The organism is Njordella calcicola, assembly GCF_056494125.1.
In genome coordinates, this window is record NZ_CM151396.1 from 4,678,994 (window position 1) to 4,698,175 (window position 19,182).

General features: G+C 51.7%; 12 protein-coding genes. 8 read left to right on the forward strand and 4 right to left on the reverse strand.

Annotation, left to right across the window (positions count from 1 at the left end; genetic code table 11):
• Nucleotides 1-88: 88 nt before the first annotated feature.
• Nucleotides 89-2,518 (reverse strand): helix-turn-helix domain-containing protein, encoded by a 2,430-nt coding sequence (locus tag SH302x_RS17970; protein ID WP_479363851.1) that lies wholly within the window; start codon nt 2,516-2,518, stop codon nt 89-91.
• Between the two features lie 498 nt (nt 2,519-3,016).
• Between SH302x_RS17970 and SH302x_RS17975 the strand changes: the two genes are divergently transcribed.
• Nucleotides 3,017-3,595, forward strand: coding sequence for a sigma-70 family RNA polymerase sigma factor (locus tag SH302x_RS17975; RefSeq protein WP_479363852.1), 579 nt, complete (start codon nt 3,017-3,019; stop codon nt 3,593-3,595).
• A 253-nt stretch (nt 3,596-3,848) separates the two neighbouring features.
• Complete coding sequence (locus SH302x_RS17980; RefSeq protein ID WP_479363853.1) at nt 3,849-5,690, forward strand: PEP-CTERM sorting domain-containing protein; 1,842 nt, start codon at nt 3,849-3,851, stop codon at nt 5,688-5,690.
• Between the two features lie 183 nt (nt 5,691-5,873).
• Here SH302x_RS17980 and SH302x_RS17985 read toward each other — a convergent pair whose 3' ends face one another.
• Nucleotides 5,874-7,322 (reverse strand): IS4 family transposase, encoded by a 1,449-nt coding sequence (locus SH302x_RS17985; RefSeq protein WP_479363854.1) that lies wholly within the window; start codon nt 7,320-7,322, stop codon nt 5,874-5,876.
• A gap of 322 nt (nt 7,323-7,644) precedes the next feature.
• Between SH302x_RS17985 and SH302x_RS17990 the strand changes: the two genes are divergently transcribed.
• The 3 genes from SH302x_RS17990 (at nt 7,645) to SH302x_RS18000 (ending at nt 10,244) form a co-directional block, all read left to right on the forward strand.
• Complete coding sequence (locus SH302x_RS17990) at nt 7,645-8,412, forward strand: tetratricopeptide repeat protein (RefSeq protein WP_479363855.1); 768 nt, start codon at nt 7,645-7,647, stop codon at nt 8,410-8,412.
• Nucleotides 8,413-8,500: 88 nt separating this feature from the next.
• Entirely contained in the window at nt 8,501-9,283 is a 783-nt protein-coding gene (locus SH302x_RS17995) for a tetratricopeptide repeat protein (protein ID WP_479363856.1), read from the forward strand.
• Between the two features lie 160 nt (nt 9,284-9,443).
• Nucleotides 9,444-10,244, forward strand: coding sequence for a PEP-CTERM sorting domain-containing protein (locus SH302x_RS18000; protein WP_479363857.1), 801 nt, complete (start codon nt 9,444-9,446; stop codon nt 10,242-10,244).
• Nucleotides 10,245-10,483: 239 nt separating this feature from the next.
• Here SH302x_RS18000 and SH302x_RS18005 read toward each other — a convergent pair whose 3' ends face one another.
• Nucleotides 10,484-15,178, reverse strand: a complete 4,695-nt coding sequence (locus tag SH302x_RS18005; RefSeq protein WP_479363858.1) for a PVC-type heme-binding CxxCH protein — start codon at nt 15,176-15,178, stop codon at nt 10,484-10,486.
• Nucleotides 15,179-15,294: 116 nt separating this feature from the next.
• Here SH302x_RS18005 and SH302x_RS18010 point away from each other — a divergent pair, with 116 nt between their 5' ends.
• The gene (locus SH302x_RS18010; protein WP_479363860.1) at nt 15,295-16,167 is read left to right on the forward strand and encodes a YdcF family protein; all 873 of its coding nucleotides are present in this window, start codon (nt 15,295-15,297) and stop codon (nt 16,165-16,167) included.
• A gap of 16 nt (nt 16,168-16,183) precedes the next feature.
• Here the strand turns inward: SH302x_RS18010 and SH302x_RS18015 are convergent, their stop codons facing one another.
• Nucleotides 16,184-17,050, reverse strand: a complete 867-nt coding sequence (locus tag SH302x_RS18015) for a universal stress protein (RefSeq protein WP_479363861.1) — start codon at nt 17,048-17,050, stop codon at nt 16,184-16,186.
• Nucleotides 17,051-17,426: 376 nt separating this feature from the next.
• Between SH302x_RS18015 and cmoA the strand changes: the two genes are divergently transcribed.
• Both cmoA and cmoB read left to right on the forward strand, forming a co-directional pair.
• A complete protein-coding gene (gene cmoA / locus SH302x_RS18020; RefSeq protein ID WP_479363862.1) occupies nt 17,427-18,164 on the forward strand; it encodes a carboxy-S-adenosyl-L-methionine synthase CmoA in 738 nt (245 codons plus the stop codon).
• Complete coding sequence (cmoB, locus tag SH302x_RS18025; protein WP_479363864.1) at nt 18,165-19,181, forward strand: tRNA 5-methoxyuridine(34)/uridine 5-oxyacetic acid(34) synthase CmoB; 1,017 nt, start codon at nt 18,165-18,167, stop codon at nt 19,179-19,181. It begins immediately after the preceding gene.
• Nucleotide 19,182: the final 1 nt, after the last annotated feature.

Genomic DNA, 19,182 nt, shown 5'->3' on the forward strand with positions numbered 1-19,182 from the left:
CTCCGTTAATTGAGCACTGATTTTGAGCCTGTCCCAAAACCCCAACGGGCTGGAAGCCCATTCTACGGTTCGGTTTTTGGGACGGGCTTTAGGTGACTTCGCGGCACAGGTGGCTTTCGACCAGTTTCAGCTCACCATATCCGTACGCATCGCCAAAATGAGCTTTCGCATCGCTGAGTTTTGCTTCAGGATGCGCAGAAAAGTACTGCTCAATCTCGCTCAGCTTTTCTTGCGTCACTAGCCGTAGGATATCAAGTTGGCCGAGGCTAACAAAATGTGCCAAGTGCCCTTGGATTGTCGCGACGCTCAACATACGTTGCTTCGCGATCTCTTCGACGCTGTTGCCAGCCTGAAACATGTCAAAGCTGGTCTGCTTGGTTTCAGAAATGAGTGCTTGAGCGCTCAAGGAGTTGTTGGCCGTGATCTGTTTCGCTTGGCAGTAACGCTGAATGATCTCTTCGATGTCTTTGCCATACAGCGACAGGCGTTTTCGTGCGATGCCACGGATCTTGCTGATGGCGTGCTGAGATGTCGGCAAGACCTTCACTAAAAGCATCAAGGATTCCGAGGTTAGAACAGAACGAGGCGATACGCCGTTCTTCTCCGACATTTTTTGACGGTACTTCAGCAGTTCGGCATACAGTTCGGGATGTGGTGCGTCGGCCGGTACGGTCTCCTCCGGCGCAGGTCTGGCGATCGACTTGGCGAAATCAAACTCCGCGTCGGACATTACTCGCTTATACAACCGCGTCGTAAAACCGCTGCTGCAGGCATGAAACAGCGCCCGTTTGGTAAAGAGCTCAAGCATTAGATTTTCAAGTTGCTTAAGGACCGATTGGCGTACCGCTTGGTTGTCCGTCTGAATTGGAATGGCACTTACTTCCTGCAGCAATCCGGCTAAATGTTCGTTGAAATAGCCGGCCGCTTTGCCAATCCGCGTTTGCAGCTCATCGTTCGCTTCCGGCAATCGGTCGTCATTCAGGTAGATGGCTAATTGAGGGCGAAACTTATCTGAAACGGAGGTTAATAGCTCATGAGCTTTTCGAGCAAGTGCGCTAACTTGTTGAAGCGCATCGGCAGCCAATGTATTTTGATGTTGGTTGTAAAGGCTGCGCAAACGATTGAAGCTAATCGCTATTGCTTCGAAACTGAATAGTTCTTCGAGCAACTGTTGCTGGTACAATCGTTTTGCTTGATGAATATCCTCGGCTCCCGGGGCTTTGCCTTCGGCCTCTTTCGAATACCCTTGGACAACAGGATCCGTTTTGACGCTTGAGTAATCGATCGGAGACAGAAGTACGATGCCATCGAACGTCTTGCAACGGCTTAGAGCAACGTACACTTGGCCGTGAGCGAAAGCAGCTTGAGCGTCAATGATTGCTCGCTCAAAGGTTAGGCCTTGGCTTTTGTGGATCGTAATTGCCCAAGCCAGCTTCAACGGATACTGGACGAACATGCCCAAAACCTGCTCCTCGATCTCTTTGGTTTGTTCGTTGAACGAGTACTTGATGTTTTTCCATTCGGCAGGGATAACCGCGATATCATTTGCTTCGCCTTCGCATTTTACGTAGATCACTTCTTCTTCGATCCTAGTGATGTGACCAAGCTTACCATTAAAGAATCGCTTTTCTGGCTGCTGGTCGTTCTTGATGAACATCACTTGAGCTCCGCATTTGAACTCCAGCGTTTGCTCGGTCGGATAAGAGCTGGCAGGAAAATCACCTACGATACTGGCGGCAAATTGCACTGGCTTTCCAGGCAGCATCGCCAGATTCTTGTGATTGATCTCATGGGCCACGGCATTCGTAGACGTCAGGGTAATGTACGCTTCATTTTGCGGCGGTCGAAAGCCACGGACATACCGACTATTCAAAGTCCTTAGAGACTGATCATCCAATCGATTGTCACGCACCTTATTTAGTAGTTCGATAAAGCTTGAGTCCGATTGGCGATAGATGTGCTTCAGTTCAATCGACACATACTTCGTTTGACGCAGGGCTTGGCTGCCAAAAAAGTAGGGCGTGTCGTAGTAGCGATGCAGCGTTTCCCAATCTTCCGGCTTGACGACCGGCGGCAGTTGATGCAAATCGCCGATCATCAACAATTGGACATTTCCGAACGGACGATCGTCAAATCGAAAACGCCGCAGTGCATCGTCGACGGCGTCCAACAGATCGGCTCGCACCATGCTAATTTCATCGATCACCAGCAATTCCATGCGGCGAATCATGTTCAACTTTTCTCGTGAGTAACGACGCGCTTCCTCGCGACGGTGACTGTCCGGGACGAACAGTCCCAGCGGCAATTGGAACAGAGAGTGAATTGTCATCCCCCCAGCGTTGATGGCCGCGACTCCGGTTGGAGCGACCACCACCATCCGCTTTCCAGCTTCCGCCTTAACTCGACTCAGGAAGGTCGTTTTTCCCGTGCCCGCCTTACCCGTTAAGAAAACACTTGTTGACGTTTCTCGGACATAGTCGAAGGCAAGTTCTAGCCACGGATTGGTTAGGAGGTTCATTCAGTCTTCTCGAACAGTCACGACATGAAGTGCATTGAAGCAAAGTGGAATCGCATTTTCGATATCTTATGGCGGACCATCGATGGATGGAATAGTTTGTGGCAGGGCAAGTCAGTTTTTCAGTCTGCGCGATTAGCCGGAATGCGTTAGCATCGATTCTCTTGGAAACCGTGAGCTAACGCTCAACGGCTGATGGACCTGGATTCAATAACTGAGTTGCCCTGTAGTTTGCGGTCGCTTCGAATGACTGATTTGTAGTTCGTCGTCCGCAGTGGTAGGCCGGAGAGCGCGATCTAGCCTTCGAACCGCTCAAGCCAGTCGCCCAGGCCCATGATGAGACTTGTCCCATCGGAGCCTTCGTTTCGCGGCTGGAATCTTTACCACCGTAATTATGTAAAAAATTTTTAAATATCGAGAAAGTAAATTGCCTTTCAATGCGTTCCGTTGGTGTCGAGGCCTAAACCGCCCCTGCAACTCAACCTACCCAATACCAGTGCAATGCCTGACGTACCTTCTCCCTCACTACTGCAGCAACTCAAATCTTCGGATCCGTTGGAAAGAAGTTGGGCCTGGAATCGCTTCGCGCACCTCTACACACCGTTCATCATGCATTGGGCGGCTAAACAGGATTTCCAAGCTGCCGACGCGGCCGACCTCGCGCAAGACGTATTAGTTCGACTGATGGCGCAATTGCCCAAGTACCAACCGCGGCCAGGCGTTTCATTCCATAGCTGGCTGATGATCGTTGTTCGCAATGTAGCGGCCGATTTTCGACGACGAAAAGCCTCCCGCAAGACCGAAAATGAGCTCAGTTCATCCATCTGGGCGAGCGACCCGTTACTTGAACTTGAAGTCGCAGAGTATAACGCTTGGCTTCTACGTCGAGGCTTGGATTTGATTCGCGATGATTTCTCGGAACAGACATGGCAAGTCTTTCAGGCGCTGGTGCGAGACGGTAAATCGGTCTCCGAACTAACAACTGAGTTCCGGCTGAGTCCCAATGCAATTTATCTTATCCGACACCGAGTACTAGCACGCTTGCGTGAAACACTTACCGGTCTTTTAAGCGATCTATAGAACCGAATTAAATATTTAAAAATTCTAACTATTGGTGACCAATGCGTCTGGGTAGATCTCGCATTTTCAATTTTGAAAAATAGTCAATTTTGTAAATTTTTTTTAAAGTGCGCGAAAGTTAGTTCGATCTCAGCACGTTTTTAGGATAGCCGTTCACGAACTAGCGACTTGCTATCGCAGGAGCGATGTCATGGTATGCACGGCCGTGTCATTAGGTTTCGGTTCATTTGATTCTTCCCAGAATGGTAATCCTATGCTGATTCAAAAACTAAAGTTCGTACCGTTGGTGATTGTGGCAATCGCTGCACTTCCTGCCGGATTCTTAGATGCAGAGACTGTCATTGTCAGTGGTCAAAATGGCTCCAATGGTTCTCCAGGTGTGGGCGGCATTGTCGCTGGTGCGGGCGGGCCCGGTCAACCCGCGACAGCCAATGCGATTAGCCCAACGGTATTGGGCGTCCCTCAAGAAAGCAATACGGCAGTCGCTATCGGTGGAAACGGCGGACAAGGAGGAGATGGGGGCGAGTTCAGCGGAGGGAACGGTGGTCGAGGTGGTAATGCGGAAGCGAACGCAGCAACCAATTTGATCGCTGCTGGAAACGTTGCTGGCGAAACTCAAGCTTCTGCACAAGCATCGGCCGGTAGCGGTGGTGCTGGCGGAAGCCGTGGTTTGATTGGCGGGATCACACCCACTGGTTCACCGGGGTTGGGAGGGGATGGTGGTAATGCATTTGCCGATGCGAACGCAACTTCCTTCGAAGGAAACAGCTTGGCTGCGGCCAGCGCCATTGGAGGCAGTGGCAATGGAGCGTTATCCTCTGTCAATGCACGTGGTGGCAGCGGTGGAGACGCTAGAGCGAACGCTAACTCACTTGCGAATGGATTTAGCCAAGCTAACGCAGTAGCGCTGGGCGGAGTTGGCGGGTCAGTATCAGGCAACGGATCGATTGGGGGCCAGGGTGGAAACGCTATTTCCGATTCGTTCGCCGTAGGCACAAACCAAGCTTCATCGTACTCTGCTAGCTACGGTGGCTTCGCAGGATTTTTGTTCGACGCAACCAACGTCCCCACTCAACCACTGGGGGGAGATGCGACTTCGAATAGTACTGCCATTGCAACTGATGTCGATTCGTCGGCAGGCGCGACTGCTTTAGCATGGGGTGGCAACGGACGACGTGATGCTGAAAATAATGCAGCTAGAGCGGGAAATGCTGTGTCCACGGCCGTCGCGACAGCCGACGCTTCGGCGTCAACGAGTGCTTCATCCAAGGGCAGCAATGCATTGGCGACCGGGATCTCCGAAAGCCGCACCGTTAACAACTCTGCCACTGTCGAAGCAGGATTAGGCTTTACAGAAGTGGTCAACTTCAACGTTGGGGCCAGGCCAACTGCGTCTCACTTTTATACCTTCAATGGCACAGCGCAAGAAAAGTCCGTGGAGGCATTCTTGTCAACCGACGGCATCGTTCGAGACATCGCCAACGCGTCTAGCCATGAACTGATCTCTTACGTCTCACTCAATCCAACCGACAGCTATACCAACTCGCTCTTGGCAGGAAATGCGAACGCTTCCACCTACTTCAACGATCTGGCTACTGTCTTGGCAGCAGGCGTCACGGAATTCGAAATTTCAAGCGACTTGACGCAACTGTTTGTTTTGCACGAATTCCGTTTCGATGCACAGCAACACGCTGGACAAAGGCTTGGATTCGCATTGCTAAACCCACTCTTTGGATCGACTGATTTTGGGATACTAACGCTGAGCATATTTCACCCAAGCAACGGTATTCAGATTGTCCAGGATTTTGCGACAGGCGCGGAGGCAGAAGCCTTTTTTGACGATCATTACTTTGATCTTGGGCTGATTGATCCGACCGACCCAAACAGCGGTGCTTTCTCGTTCTTGCTGCAGTCAGGTTCGTTTGGAAGTACGTTCCAGTCGGGCTTTAACTCGTTTGAGTTTGTCGCAGGGGTCACGGCAATTCCAGAGCCCAGCTCCGTGGCGTTGCTCGGCTTGGCCTTTGTTGGACTTCGATTGCGAAAGAAGTTCTATCGCTGCACCGATCATGGTGAAAAGCCAGGTTGCGAGATGTGATTATTGTCCCTAGAAAAAGCGAGTGCCATTCCGCGGTCTGTTTTTTCCTCCGCCGACACGGACCTCTAACGGAGTGGTCCGTGTGCAAATCAGGTGGCGATGTCTAGTCATATTGCCTGCAAAATTCCAATTGCAATTAGGTGCCTGGCACGAATGGCACTGTAATGTTGATCCTAAAGTCTTTTACTCAAATAGGTTATCGCCTTTGCGAAGCCGTCTTTGGAGTTCGTTTCTCGGTTGCGTCATAAGAGCATATTGATCGCGACGACGTTTCAACACGCGAGGTTCAAAGCGACCAGGACGATGAGCCACTTCGCAGCTTGCAATCTGTCTCAAGAGTTTTTGGCAATACACTTCCAACTTCACAGGCGAAGAAATCGATGTCACTTCCTGCCAGCTTGCAAGAATATACTGCGATGCGCTAACAAAACTGATTTGACGTGGTAGCCGATCATGCAGGCAGGCGGCTCGTGCAATCGTCGTTCGAATCAGATTGTATATTAGCAACGTGGTCCATAGTTCGATGCGCACCATCTTGGGCTTCTTACATCGCACGAAGTTGAGATTCATAAAAGTCTTGATGCTGCGAATATCAAGTTCCGCATTCCAGCGAAAGCCGAACAGTTCAGCAATGTCTTCATAGCTGATCGCAGATTCACCTTCATTCTCGACCAGAGTTGTGACGATCACAAACGGTCCAGAACGTCGCCCCGGCGCATCTATGCTATATCGCATCTCTCGTAAAGTCAGCATTAGCGGCATCGCGTCGTAGATCGCCTTAGTCATCCAGGCTGGTCGTGCCTTGGGACGGTGCCACTGGATGATATGATCGTTCTTGCCAAGACGTTTACCTTTGCGAAAATCAGTTGGGCGAGATGCCTTCTTGCGAAAACAGATATGGACATTAAGTTGCATGAACATCGCCACCAACCAATAACTACAGAAGAACCGATCCGCTACGACGACATCGCCTTTGGTAAAGCAATGCATCAGCTTTCGTAGCAAGCTTGTCTCTCCAGTCTCTTTGCCACTGTAGGGACCAACAGCAGCGTCCATCAAGCAACCAGTAGCCAGCGACATAACGGCCAAGACTCTCGCAATAGGAAATCCAAGCCCTGGCTTTTGAGCCGTATGCTGCGGATACTCGATTCGATTCTCTAGCGTATCGGGCATTTTGAATGTGAAGCCATCGATCAGCTTGGCATGCAACCCTTTCCAAAGCCAAACCGCTTTGGCTCTCTGCTGGGCATCTTGTGCGATGTTTTGACTAAGTTCACGCAAGGCCGCTTCAGGCAGCTTGGCTCGAGCACGGCAATAGTTGCCTGTGTCAGCATCAGGGAATCGCCGCGAGCGAGCAGCAAAATAAGCCACGATGCGAGCGACCGCCGACTGACAAGAAGCTTCCTTACCATCTCGCATGACTTGGGACATAAAAGCCCACAACACAATGGCCGTAGAATATAGACCGCCCATCGAGCAACCATGCTTGCGAAAGACGTCTCGGATGCGATCTTCGCTGAGTAACGACGAGAAAGGGAGTTCGCTTCTTAGCAAGAAGGCTTTGAGCGAATCGCGAAAACCGAAGTGTGCTTGGCCTCGTGTTATACTTGGCCGATGTGGTAGAGAGATCAAAACAAAACCCTCCTTGGCTTAATGTTTGAGCAACGTTACCAAGGAGGGCTTTACAAGATTAGCCAAGGCAACGGTTCTACTGCTAGATCATTCCCACGGCGATGCGATTTTAACAAAAAAACCGCATCTGCCGCTAGAGAAACTGCGCAAGAATCCAACATTACAGTGCCATTCGTGCCTGGCACCTATTGGAAATCTTTTTCGCAGCCTCACTTGACGAAAATCAAAAGCCGCTAATAATACTGAGACTTAATATCAACAAGACGATAGCAAGCCGAATTCGCAAGCGAAGTCCAACCAAGATTTCAAAAAGGATTTGGTTATGCGGATTTGCATCAGGCAAGCGTGGAAAGAGTACCTCTTCGGCAACCTGCGGCTGGCGGAAGCCCTGTGTTTGGCCAAACTTCAACAGGATCCAGAATCCGGCGCAGCTTGGGAATTGCTCGGATTAGTCTTTTTCGATCTAGCCCGCTACCCAGAAGCCACCGATGCTTTGGAGCGAGCGAGCCTGTTCGCTCCCATTCGTGATGAAGCGTCCGTGGCCTTAGCTGGCTCGTACGCCCAGTGTGGCAAGATCTCGCTTGCCATCGCTTGCTATGAACAACTGGCGGAAACTCGACGCCTCCCACTGCCTCTCATGCTGGAGATTGCCTCTGGACTGCATCGCTTAGGAGCCAACGCCCAAGCAACTCAAGCTTGCAGGTTGGCAATCGAGCGTTTTCCCAGCGCCGCGCAAGCTTACTACGATGCAGGCTTTTACTTGTCGCTCTCTTCTACCGATTCTCGTGCCGTCGAACAACTCTTGCGAACCTCGCTGCAACTGTCACCGAACTGTTCGCAGTACATTGTCGGGCTGGCCTCCCTGCTATACAGCCTTGGTCGTTTAGAAGAAGCGACCGCTTGCGCTCGACAACTAACGCCCCAACATGTTTTGAATTTGACTTGCCTGTGCTGTGTAAAGCGGATGTTGTTCCTCTTTCGGCATGCAGGTGACCTCCAACAAGCTCGACTGTTGAGTACCCAATTCGCGGCTCTGCAACGCGCGGTTCATGAGCGCGGTCCCGCTCGCTCAACCGCTCGGGAGAGTTGAACATGAGGATTGGCTTGGCAAACTATGCAGAGCTATCCATTATGCGATCATCAAACTGCAGCTTCCAAAACGTTTTAGGAGAAAGACTATGATTTCTAAATGGAGCACGTCGCAATTCATTCATCAACTCCAGGAATTCATCGCTTTTGGGCGATATCAAGCGGTACTGGACGCATGTCGAAAATCTCTTGCAAATGGCGAGGAGCTTGGGGCAGCATGGGAACCGTATGGGATCGCTCTTTTCCATGTCGGTGATATTGCGGAAGGCGTCCAGGCGCTGGAGCGCGCAACATTGCACTCGCCATTGCGAGATCGAACTCGGATCTTAATCGCGATTGTCTATTGGCGTTTAGGTCGCTGCGCACTGGCTAAAGATTTGCTTCTACAGTTGGTCACCTGCGGACGTCTTGGTTTTTGGGACTTATTACATGCTGCGAATGGATTGAATTGTATTGGCCAACCGCTACTGGCGATGCAGGCGTGTCGATTGGCCTACGGAATCAATCCTCAAGAAGCCCGAGTGTACTACGATATGGCGTTCTATTCCAAACGCTGTGAAAGGCCGCCACAAACAATCGAGGCGTTATTGAGGAGAGCGGTCGAGCTGTCTCCCTGCAATCTGTGCTATCGCGCAAGTCTTGTATTACAACTGAGCCAAATGGGGCTACACGTGGAAGCGTTACTATCGATTGATTCTCATCCACTCGACTTTGCTGGTCAGATCATTTGCCAAGCTTGTTACGAGCGTATTGTGGATTATCTTTCGCTGATGCAAGCCGGCGATCGGACTTCAAAATGGGTGCAAGCGATGCAGGCACAAGATTTACAACATGGTATGTCTAGCACTTGTTTGATAAGGAGGATCACTTAAGACCGACTCAATTGGCGACATGGTCAGCGCCCACTTTACTTTCTACTGTTACCGATGAACTAGCAAGCTCTCGCGCTCTTACGCACCGCCAGCCAAAATCGGATTCCTATTGGCGATCTCTTTGAGATCATTCGTTTTTCACATTGAATTAGAGAGCACTATGCGCATTCACCAATTTTTGTTTTTGAGCTTAACTTTGATTTGCCTTCCAAACGTTTCCTTCGGAGACATCTTTGTCAACGGAAATCCTGGAGGCTCGTCCAACAACAAGATCCCAACCGAGTCTGACACGACGCGATGGGGCTGGACACGCGGCGCACCCAACACGACCTTCAGTGGTTGGGGTAGTTTTACAGATGACAGCGACCCGCTGCTGATCGTAGACTCAACTCCCGATGGCACCTCGGGGTCACCTCCGTTTCAGATCCCATTCAATCCAGTTGGGCCCACGGCGACCATTACCGAAACCACTGGTACACCGTTTCTCACATCGGGGTTCAACATTTACTCGCCTGGAACCGTTACCGCGTTTCAAGTTTTCCAACCAGGGCTAAATCTTGGCTCTGGCTTTAACACATCGATCGTTGCGATGTGGCGTACATTGGGCAGCACGTTACAGTACACCGGTCCCAATGGAGTTCGATTATCAGGACTGGGATTTGAAAACCTTGCACCTAGCTATACCGAAACGTTGTTCAATGCCGTTAACCCTGGGTTTGGCGGCTTCCAAGTCGAGTACTTAGCTCGCTGGGATTTGGCAGGTAACTTCGGTGACTATACGCTGGACTTTCAGTCTGCGTCATCGTCCATGTCGCTTGATCAGTTCTCAATCGACACTGCCGTTACCGCAGTTCCTGAGCCCAGCTCGATGGCCCTGCTTGCAACGGCAGGCGTTGGATTGACTTTCTATCGTCGCTTAAAGAGCAAGCGTCGCTGCCAACCAGCGGACCTCGAGTCCTAATGGCCGCCTAGTTGCAACGCATGATAGACATTTGGAATTCGCAGTCTCGATACGCACTGGCACAACGATCGATGATCCAAACCATCATTATCGTCCGATGCAGCGAGGCTGTGAGTCTGTTTTGTATTGTGCTTGGAACAGCACGCAGATCCAGCGGACGGCTCGCGCCGCTTCCGCTAGGTCTGCGAGGGCAAACGGACAAGCCAATTGAGCTTCCGAGTGTGAATCCCAGCTACAGACTATCGCTTGGCATCGCTGCGAAGGTAGCCAACCAAGTCTGCGATCTGCTTCTGATCCAAAGTTGTCAGAAGGTTTTCTGGCATCATGGATTGCTCACTCTGCTTCATGCCTTCAATCTCCTCGGTATACAACGTGATCACCTCAGTGGTCGTTTGTAGGACGACTGAGTCTTTCGTCTTTTGACGCATCAGGCCAGTTAAAACGCGTCCGTCTTCGGTTTGCACAATCCAGGGTTGATACTCTTTTGCCATGACTGCGCTGGGCGTGACAATGTTGCTGAACAAGTAATCTAGATCGCGGCGATTAGAGCCTGTCAGCTCGGGGCCGATATTCGCACCCTCACCGAACAACTGATGGCATTGACCACAAGTCTTCGCGAACAAAGCTTTCCCTTCTGCCAAATCTACTTTGTCTCCATGCTGCTCAACAATAGATTTCAACTGAGCAATCTGTTTTTCTGCTTGCCCCACCGATTGCCGAGACTCGGCCCATTTTTCTTTGAAGCTAGCGAAGGCGTCAAAGCCCTTGATTTGCCCCAACTGCTCAATCATATCTGCAGAGATTTCGTTAACACCGATCCTTCTATCTTGAACTGCTTGCCATAGGACGCCAGCCGTGGAAGCTCGTCGTGTCAACGCATAGATCGCCAACCGTCGCTCTTCCAAGTTCCATCCTTTCATCGCGGCGATCAACTCTTGTGCAGACGGAGCATCCAAATCATCCGCCAAGACGTTCAAAGCTGTAGACCGCATGCCGGCGTCCGCCAAGACCGCTTTAGCCAATGAGCTTACGTTCGCATCGCGAATATCACGCAACGTCAAAAACGCATGAATGCGGTCGTCGGTCGATCGGTCAGCATCCACCGCCAACGCGTTAAGTTTAGAAATGGCCGCTTGATCGCGAAACTTGGCCGCCACGCTCATGGTCAAACGCACCACCTTGGCCGATGGATTGCTGGCCAGGGCATCGCGGACTGCCGGCCAGTTTTCGGGCATGGCGGGACTCTTTCGCGTGGATAAGCCAATGGACAGTTCCGCCAGCAATCGTTCGGCCAGTGAGTCTTGAGCCTTGCTTTGGAGCAACTTCATAGCGACGCTGCTTTGCGCTGGATTATCGCTGCTGGAAAGTTGCCGCATCAAGAATCCTGCGACTAGTGCAACCTGTGAATTTTGAGCAATCTGCCCAGCCAAATTGGGCTGCTCTCCCGCAATTCGACTGACGTTATACCAGTACATGAGCGGCAAATTATGGTCGCTTTGGTCCTTTTCATGCACCACTAGAGCACTCACAATGGCCGCAGCTTCTTGCACTGGCAACCGTAGACTGGCAGACGCCAGATTCAATCGGTCCACCTGCGTGGTTGCGCCCGACTGGGCCAGAGCGGTCAGCGCTGCGCTTGCTGCCGTCCTTTGCTCACCGGAAATCTTTTGCACTGCGAATTGGATCCCCCAACTGCGGACGTATTCATCGGCATTACTTAGTGCCCACTGCACATCCCCCAGTTCGACTTGGTCGCAAGCTCCGAGCGTCCACAGGTAATTCAACTGATCAACTGTGTCACTCGACGTCTGCATTAAGCCTCGAAGTTGTCTGGCAACCGATTCAAACTCCGGTGCAGTACTGCGTTCTTGCAGTAACCGCCGAGCGGTTCTTGCGTACCATTGGTTCTTGTGTGACAACGCTTCGACCAGTTGCTGGTTGGACCATTTCGCAAGGTCGACTTTCGCTGGCAATGTATTGTTGTAGGAAATGCGATAGATGCGTCCGTTGCCTCGATCATGGTCCTCTGGCCGTGTGGTATGGCATTGTTGAATATCGTACCAGTCAATCGCGTAGACTTGGCCATCGGGACCGTAGCGGAAGTATAGAATTTGGCTGCTGCGATCATTGGCAAACAAGAAGTCAGGAGCTCGATCGCCTTCGTAACCACTTCCGGAACGTATCAGTTGGTCTTGGTTTAATCGTGCGCCATGAATGTTGTTCATGAAGATTTGGTCATGGTATCTTTCAGGCCAGCTACCGCCTTGATAGATCATCGCCCCTGAGTGAGCGTGGCCACCGCCGGCTTCATCGCTGCGATTATTTCCTCCGTGCGGGTTGTCTCCCACCCAGTGACGATGTCGAGCGATCGTCTTGATGTCATCATAAGTGAAGGGATCGAAATGCTGTCCCGCTTGACGTTGATAACGAGCGCCGGGAATTACGTGATAAAGATGCGGGATCACGCAAGCCGTCAAGAAGCATTGACCACGCGAGTCAAAATCGACTCCCCACGGATTACTGGTGCCATGGGCAAATACCTCAAATGTCTTAGCGGTCGGGTGGTAACGCCAGATGCCCGCATTGATGCTTTGGCGTTGGGATTCGGGCGTGCCAGGGCGACCAACTTTGGAGTGTGTGAACACACCGTGGCACCCGTACAGCCAGCCATCCGGACCCCAGATGAATGAATTCAAGGTCTCATGCGTATCTTGATAACCCCATCCATCTAACTCGACGATCGGTTCGCTGTCAGGCACATCATCTCCATTGGCGTCAGGAATAAAGTACAGATAGGGAGCCGCTCCGACAAACACGCCACCAAATCCGACTTCGATTCCCGTGGCGAGGTTCAAGCCCTCGTAGAAAACCTTCCGCGAATCCAAGACGCCGTCTTTATTCGTATCTTCGAAAATCAAAATTCGATCGCGGCCTTTTTCTGCTTTGGATCGAATGGGGTACTCGTAAGTTTCTACGACCCAAATTCTTCCTCGCTGGTCGATCGTCATCGCGACCGGTTGTTGTACGTCGGGTTCTGCCGCAATCACTTGCACCGAAAAACCTTCAGGCAGTGTCATCGCCGCTGCAACTTGATCCGGCGACAGGCTGTCGAATTGTAGCACGTCCAATTTCGTCAAGCGATCGGCGGCAGCGACCTTGGGCTGAGCATCGTGCAGGCGAAAGTCATCAAAATTAAGGTGTCCCCAACCTTCAGCTCCTTTATCCGTCAAACGCACAAATACGTTTTTCCCTTGATGATTCGAGACATCGATGACCGCTCGCTTCATCGTTTCATTATCGGTGCCGACAGTCGTGACAAGCACTTCACCGCTGCCGTGGTCGACAATCTGTACAGTACTCTTGGGCGTACTGCCACCACCAATCAAGAAGCTGACCCAAGGTTTATCCAAATGGAAAGGACGGCTCTCCAGCGTCCCTTCCGCGATATCTTGGCAGACTTCATAAGTGCCAATCCAATATTCGCCTTGATGGTTACTTTTCATATCCTGGCGGCGGGCCGATACTAAATCGCCCTGCACCGGCTGTTTAAAGAAGGCTGCACCGCCGCCCCGCCAATCGCGCAAATCGCCCGTTTCGAAATCAAAGTTCAACGCCACACCGGCTTCGTCGGCAGGTCGAAAGCCTCCCAGTGAATCGCTGATACTAACAAACGCTTGCACCGGAGTTGCAAACTTTTGCGCCGTCCGCTCCGCCAGCTTTACGTTCCCTTTTGGATCGTCGTCATCGGTTTGGATGAACAAATGCACGCCGCGCTTACTGGCTGAGAACACGTCCAGTTTGCCGTCCTTGTTTACATCATAGACCGTGATCTGAGTTCCCACTCCGCTATCTTCATCAATAATATGTGGCATAAATCGAACGGAATTGCCTGGCGCTCGGACAGCTTCGAACCAAACCAGATAGGGCGTTTCGTTTTCGCCGGGGTCGTGGCCTTGGTGAGCCCAAAACCGTTTGCCGGTAATGATGTCCATCACACCGTCGTTATTGATATCAGCGATTTCTACGGCGTGCAGTTGGCTGATCGCTAAACCGGTTGGCGAGCTTTCCGCTTTATCCGTCATGATCGCTTGTGTATTCCATCCCCACTGGCCATCGGTCTGCCCTGGGACTTTGTCGAACATGTTCAAGCCATAGCCATGAGCTTGCAGCGAACTGATCACTTCGTTCTGCCCATCGCCGTCAAAATCTGCCGCGTACATCTGAGCAGAAGTCCCCGCGAACTTAAAAGCATGAAAGTCCCATGGCTTTGCATCCGCGGGGCTAGCTGGCTTGGTTCCCGGATTTTGCCACCAACCGTGAGCAGCCAACATATCTAAATGCCCGTCGTCGTTCACATCGCCCACTCCAATGCCGTGCGTAAAGCGTTGGTAACCGCCGTTCTCACTGACGGGGATGAACGTCCAGGGTTGAGTTGGATCGGCCGCGATTTCCGCGTAACCGAAACATCCGTTGTGGCAGCAGACGATCTCCGGTCTTCCATCGCCCGTGATATCCACGAACATCGGCGATTCGTTATCGGTCGTATCCAAAACCGCATGTTTGGGCCATTGGTCTACGCTACGCACGTCCTTGCCTGGGTTTTGCAAGTACCATGTTTGCACACCTGGGAAATCAAAGACGACGATATCTGGCCAGCTATCGCCGTTGACGTCAAAGGAATAAGCCAAAAAATTGTTAGAATAGCCGTTGATCGAGTACGGTTTGGGTTCGTACATCGTCGACTTGGTCTTAAAATCTGGGCCGTAGTAGACGTAGGGACCCGCGATCAAATCCACGTGGCCATCTTGATCGATGTCCGCGCAAGTGCCACCTTCACTGTAGAAGTCGCGGCTCAGTTCGTGTCGTATCCATTGTTCTGATTTTGCGGACTGCAGCAAGCAACCGTAGGCAGCAAAACAAATTACGAAGCGCATAACATGCTGCAAGCAACTGCGTCTAGCAATTATCATGGTCGGATGTTCCGGGAGGGTAGAGAGGGTGGCAAGGTGGGATTCATCAGCAGCCAATATCTTACACAAGCGACGATTGCATGAATATGAACCTAGCGGCTCCAACTTACAAAAAATCATCTACGATCGCCCGAGTGTTGGGCTTTGTGGTGTTGGTAGCAACGTATCCCGCACTGTCCACCGCATTTGCATACAGTTTTGACGATGGCTTAATTTTACAGAAAGCGATCGTGCGTTGGGTCTTCCCACTCGGAATTCTTTTCTTGGCCTGCACGTCAACGTTAGCCTATGGAATCGTCAGTCGCCAGCGGTTTGCAGCATGGCTGGGTCTGGTTGGTGCGCTGGTTTGCCTGAGTGCGACCGATCCTGCGACGCGTTGGATCGTAGGTAGTTTGGAAGATCGATATGCGGACCTTGCCAGCGAAGAACTTGAGCCTTTCGATAACGTGGTTGTACTGGGCGGTGGAACTGGTATCACGACTTCCGAGCGTCCGCAGGTCAATCAGGGTGGCGAGCGCATCTTGTTGGCCGCACGGTTGTACAACTTGAAGCTCGCTGGGCAACTGGTGATTACGGGAGACGCGTTGGTTGAAGCCGATACGCCTTACAATTCCCCGCGAACACAATCGATCTATCTATTGAGTGGCCTAGGAGTCGACGAAGCGGACATTCACACACTGCATGGCAGGAATACGCAGCAAGAGATTGAGTCGCTGAAGGCCGAACCGGAATTGTGGCAAGGCAAACGATGCGGTCTGCTGACTTCCGCCATCCATTTGCCACGCGCCATGAAGTTGGCTGAGCGAGCGGGTGTGGAAGTGATCCCCATCCCCGCAGATTTCCGTCAGCCCAATGAATGGAATCACCCGTTAGGCTTTATTCCTAGCGCGGATAATCTCGGTCATGTTACGCAAGCCGTTTATGAGTACCTCGGAATGGCTATCGGTCGGTAGAGCGTGAAACGTCAGTTCACCAAGCCTTGTTGCGAGCGATCCACACCGACTCGTTGACATGATGCAACAAGTATCGCGAGACACTGCCCAGAAAGAAGCGGCCAAAGGCGGACTTGCCAGAGTCACCTAAGAACAGCAGGTCGCCGTCATGCGACTTCACTTCATCTAAGATCGCACTGCCAACATGAGTTGATTCACGCACGGTTGTCGAAGGCTTCTGCAACGAAGGATAGGAATCGACAATATCGTTCATCTCCCGCTTCGCAATTTCAACCATCTGATCATCAAACACCATGTCCTCAGGCAACAGTTCAGGACGTTCAAGAATGCGACAAACATGCAACTTGGCTCGCTGGCTGTCCCAATCAAAACTCGCCAACTGCTTGAGCGCAATGTTGGATCGTTCCGAACCATCATAGGCCAGTACAACACTCAGCGGCCGTTCCGTCTCATGTTCGATTTGATGAGGCCTCGCAACCAACACAGAGCATTTTGCATGGTTAGCAACATAGTCCGCTGTGCTGCCCAACAAAATACGGAAAGCTGCCGAGTGGCCAATGGCCCCCATCGCAATCACATCGGCGCTATGTTGTGCGGCTTTCTCAAGAATCAATGTTTTAGGATGGCCGTATTCGACGGATCTGGTCAGATTCCAACCGTACACGTCCAACGTTTTGGTCGCGCGCTCCAAAACCTGATGAGCTTCCGATTGCAACTGCAGCACTAACGCATGGCGAAAATCTTCCGGCAGGGAATGGTGCCCGGCGTCGCTGTAGGCCGTCAAAAGATGCACGTTCGGGGTCTCGCGAAACGGCAGCTTGGGCAGCAGCTTCAGCGATTCAAACGACTCTTCCGATCCGTCCAAGGCCACTAAGACATTCATGTTTCCTCCGCCAAATTCATATTTCGAACAACTCACGTACTATAAAACTACCCTTGGTTTTATCGCAATGCACGCAGAGTGCCAATATGACGTAAGGCAATCATTTCCGTGCTGTATCGGTTACGGGCATCAACTCGTTTGCCTATTTGCCGCTCGCGGACGCGGGTCGTTCGTAGTTCCGCCTAAGGTTACAATCCAATAACAAGACCCGCACGTGCCGTATCGCTCAGGCTACGAGCGGAAATGGTTTGAGCTGTGCGAAACGACGCAGTTGACGTAACCTAAGCAGATTCGGCACACGCAATTAGGATTGCAGGTCGCTATTGATTTATTGGATCGAAGGATTTGCCGTCAACCGCTTTGCAAAAACAGTTCCATGCAACGAGATCAGATTTACGCTTTGCCTCGCGATCGCGTCGGAGACTTTCAGTTCGATGACGCGGTTGCAAATGTCTTTCCCGACATGATCGCACGATCGGTGCCGGGCTACGGCTCGGTGCTGTCGATGATCGAGCAACTGACGGCGCGGTACGCTCGACCTGACACCCATATCTACGATCTAGGCTGCTCGTTGGGAGCTGCAACGGTGCTGATCCAAAACCAAGCCCCAGCGACCTGTACCATCTACGCGATCGATAATTCGGATGCAATGATCCGCCGCCTTCGCGAGCGACTGGCTGGGATCACTCAAGCGTCGAATCGAAAAATTTGCCGCGTTGAACTGCTGCAGCAGGATATTAACCAAACGGAGTTCAAGAATGCTTCGTTTGTTGTTTTTAATTGGACACTGCAATTTATTGCGGCCGAGCAACGCGACGAATTGATGCAGCGGATCTTCGATGGCCTGCTGCCAGGCGGTGCGCTTCTGTTGTCAGAAAAGATTGCGTTTGACAATTCGGCCCAACAGCAGCTCTTGACCGAACTGCATCATGACTTCAAACGCGCCAACGGTTACAGCGATCTAGAGATCGCGCAAAAACGAACATCGCTTGAGAATCGTCTAGTGCCCGAGAGCCTCGATACTCACTTGCACCGTTTGCACCACGTAGGCTTCCAAGTTGCGACGGCTTGGTTCCAATGCTTCAATTTCGCTTCGATACTGGCTGTAAAATAATTGGATACGATTAGATTACTCGATCGCGAACCGCTGTACCAATGGCTCAAGAGCGAAGGGCTCGCGGCCTGGGTACCAGCTCTGCAACAATTATGCGATCAGCGTTACACCAAAGAGTATCACGGACTGTTTGACCAGTGGCATGCAGCTTGGCATGCATTGCCTGCTCGCGATCGATGTCAGTTAACTTCGGATCACGATAGGGTGCAAGTCCAGTGGCAACCGTCGCAGGACAGCGTCGCATCGAGTGCCAACTCACAACTAAGCCAACGAGATACCATCAAACAAACATTGATGCAGTTTCATCCGTGGCGCAAAGGGCCATTCCAATTCCTTGAGCACGCGATTGATACCGAGTGGCGGTCGGATTGGAAGTGGTCAAGGTTGCAAAACCACTTGGACCTTCGTAACAAAGCGGTTTTGGATGTCGGGTGCGGCAATGGCTATTATGGTTGGCGAATGCTGGCCGATGGAGCAAGATTTGTATTGGGTTGCGAGCCGCTGCAGCTTTACAACTTTCAATTTGAAGTCTTTCGCAAATATGCACCTGCCCCCGAGCGGCATTTTGTCGTCCCGCTGATGGATACCGACCTGCCCGAAGCGATGAGTGCGTTCGATGTTACATTTTCGATGGGCGTGTTGTACCATCGAACCAGCCCAATCGATCATCTGCGAACTTTGCTGGGAACGCTCAAGCCTCAGGGGCAATTGGTGCTTGAGACGCTGGTGTTGGAAAGCGACCAGGATACGGTGCTCGTCCCCAAGGACCGTTATGCCAAAATGCGCAATGTGTGGTTTATACCCTCCGTCACAATGTTGCAGTTGTGGCTGCAGCGCTGCGGTTTTCGTGAGGTGCAAGTGTTGGATGTCTCTGCAACGACCATTGACGAGCAACGCAAGACCGATTGGATGACCTACGAATCGTTAGCCACGTTTCTAGATCCCAGTGATCTAACCAAGACGTTTGAAGGTTATCCTAGCCCGGTTCGAGCCATCGTGACTGCGGAGCGACCGTGAC

Bases quoted from the DNA above. Each gene is read 5' to 3' on its own strand.
- SH302x_RS18010 (WP_479363860.1), top strand. From the start codon at position 15,295: ATGAATATGAACCTAGCGGCTCCAACTTACAAAAAATCATCTACGATC.
- SH302x_RS17970 (WP_479363851.1), bottom strand. From the start codon at position 2,518: ATGAACCTCCTAACCAATCCGTGGCTAGAACTTGCCTTCGACTATGTC.
- SH302x_RS18005 (WP_479363858.1), bottom strand. From the start codon at position 15,178: ATGCGCTTCGTAATTTGTTTTGCTGCCTACGGTTGCTTGCTGCAGTCC.
- SH302x_RS17990 (WP_479363855.1), top strand. From the start codon at position 7,645: ATGCGGATTTGCATCAGGCAAGCGTGGAAAGAGTACCTCTTCGGCAAC.
- SH302x_RS18000 (WP_479363857.1), top strand. From the start codon at position 9,444: ATGCGCATTCACCAATTTTTGTTTTTGAGCTTAACTTTGATTTGCCTT.
- SH302x_RS17995 (WP_479363856.1), top strand. From the start codon at position 8,501: ATGATTTCTAAATGGAGCACGTCGCAATTCATTCATCAACTCCAGGAA.
- cmoA (WP_479363862.1), top strand. From the start codon at position 17,427: ATGCAACGAGATCAGATTTACGCTTTGCCTCGCGATCGCGTCGGAGAC.
- SH302x_RS17975 (WP_479363852.1), top strand. From the start codon at position 3,017: ATGCCTGACGTACCTTCTCCCTCACTACTGCAGCAACTCAAATCTTCG.
- SH302x_RS17980 (WP_479363853.1), top strand. From the start codon at position 3,849: ATGCTGATTCAAAAACTAAAGTTCGTACCGTTGGTGATTGTGGCAATC.
- SH302x_RS18015 (WP_479363861.1), bottom strand. From the start codon at position 17,050: ATGAATGTCTTAGTGGCCTTGGACGGATCGGAAGAGTCGTTTGAATCG.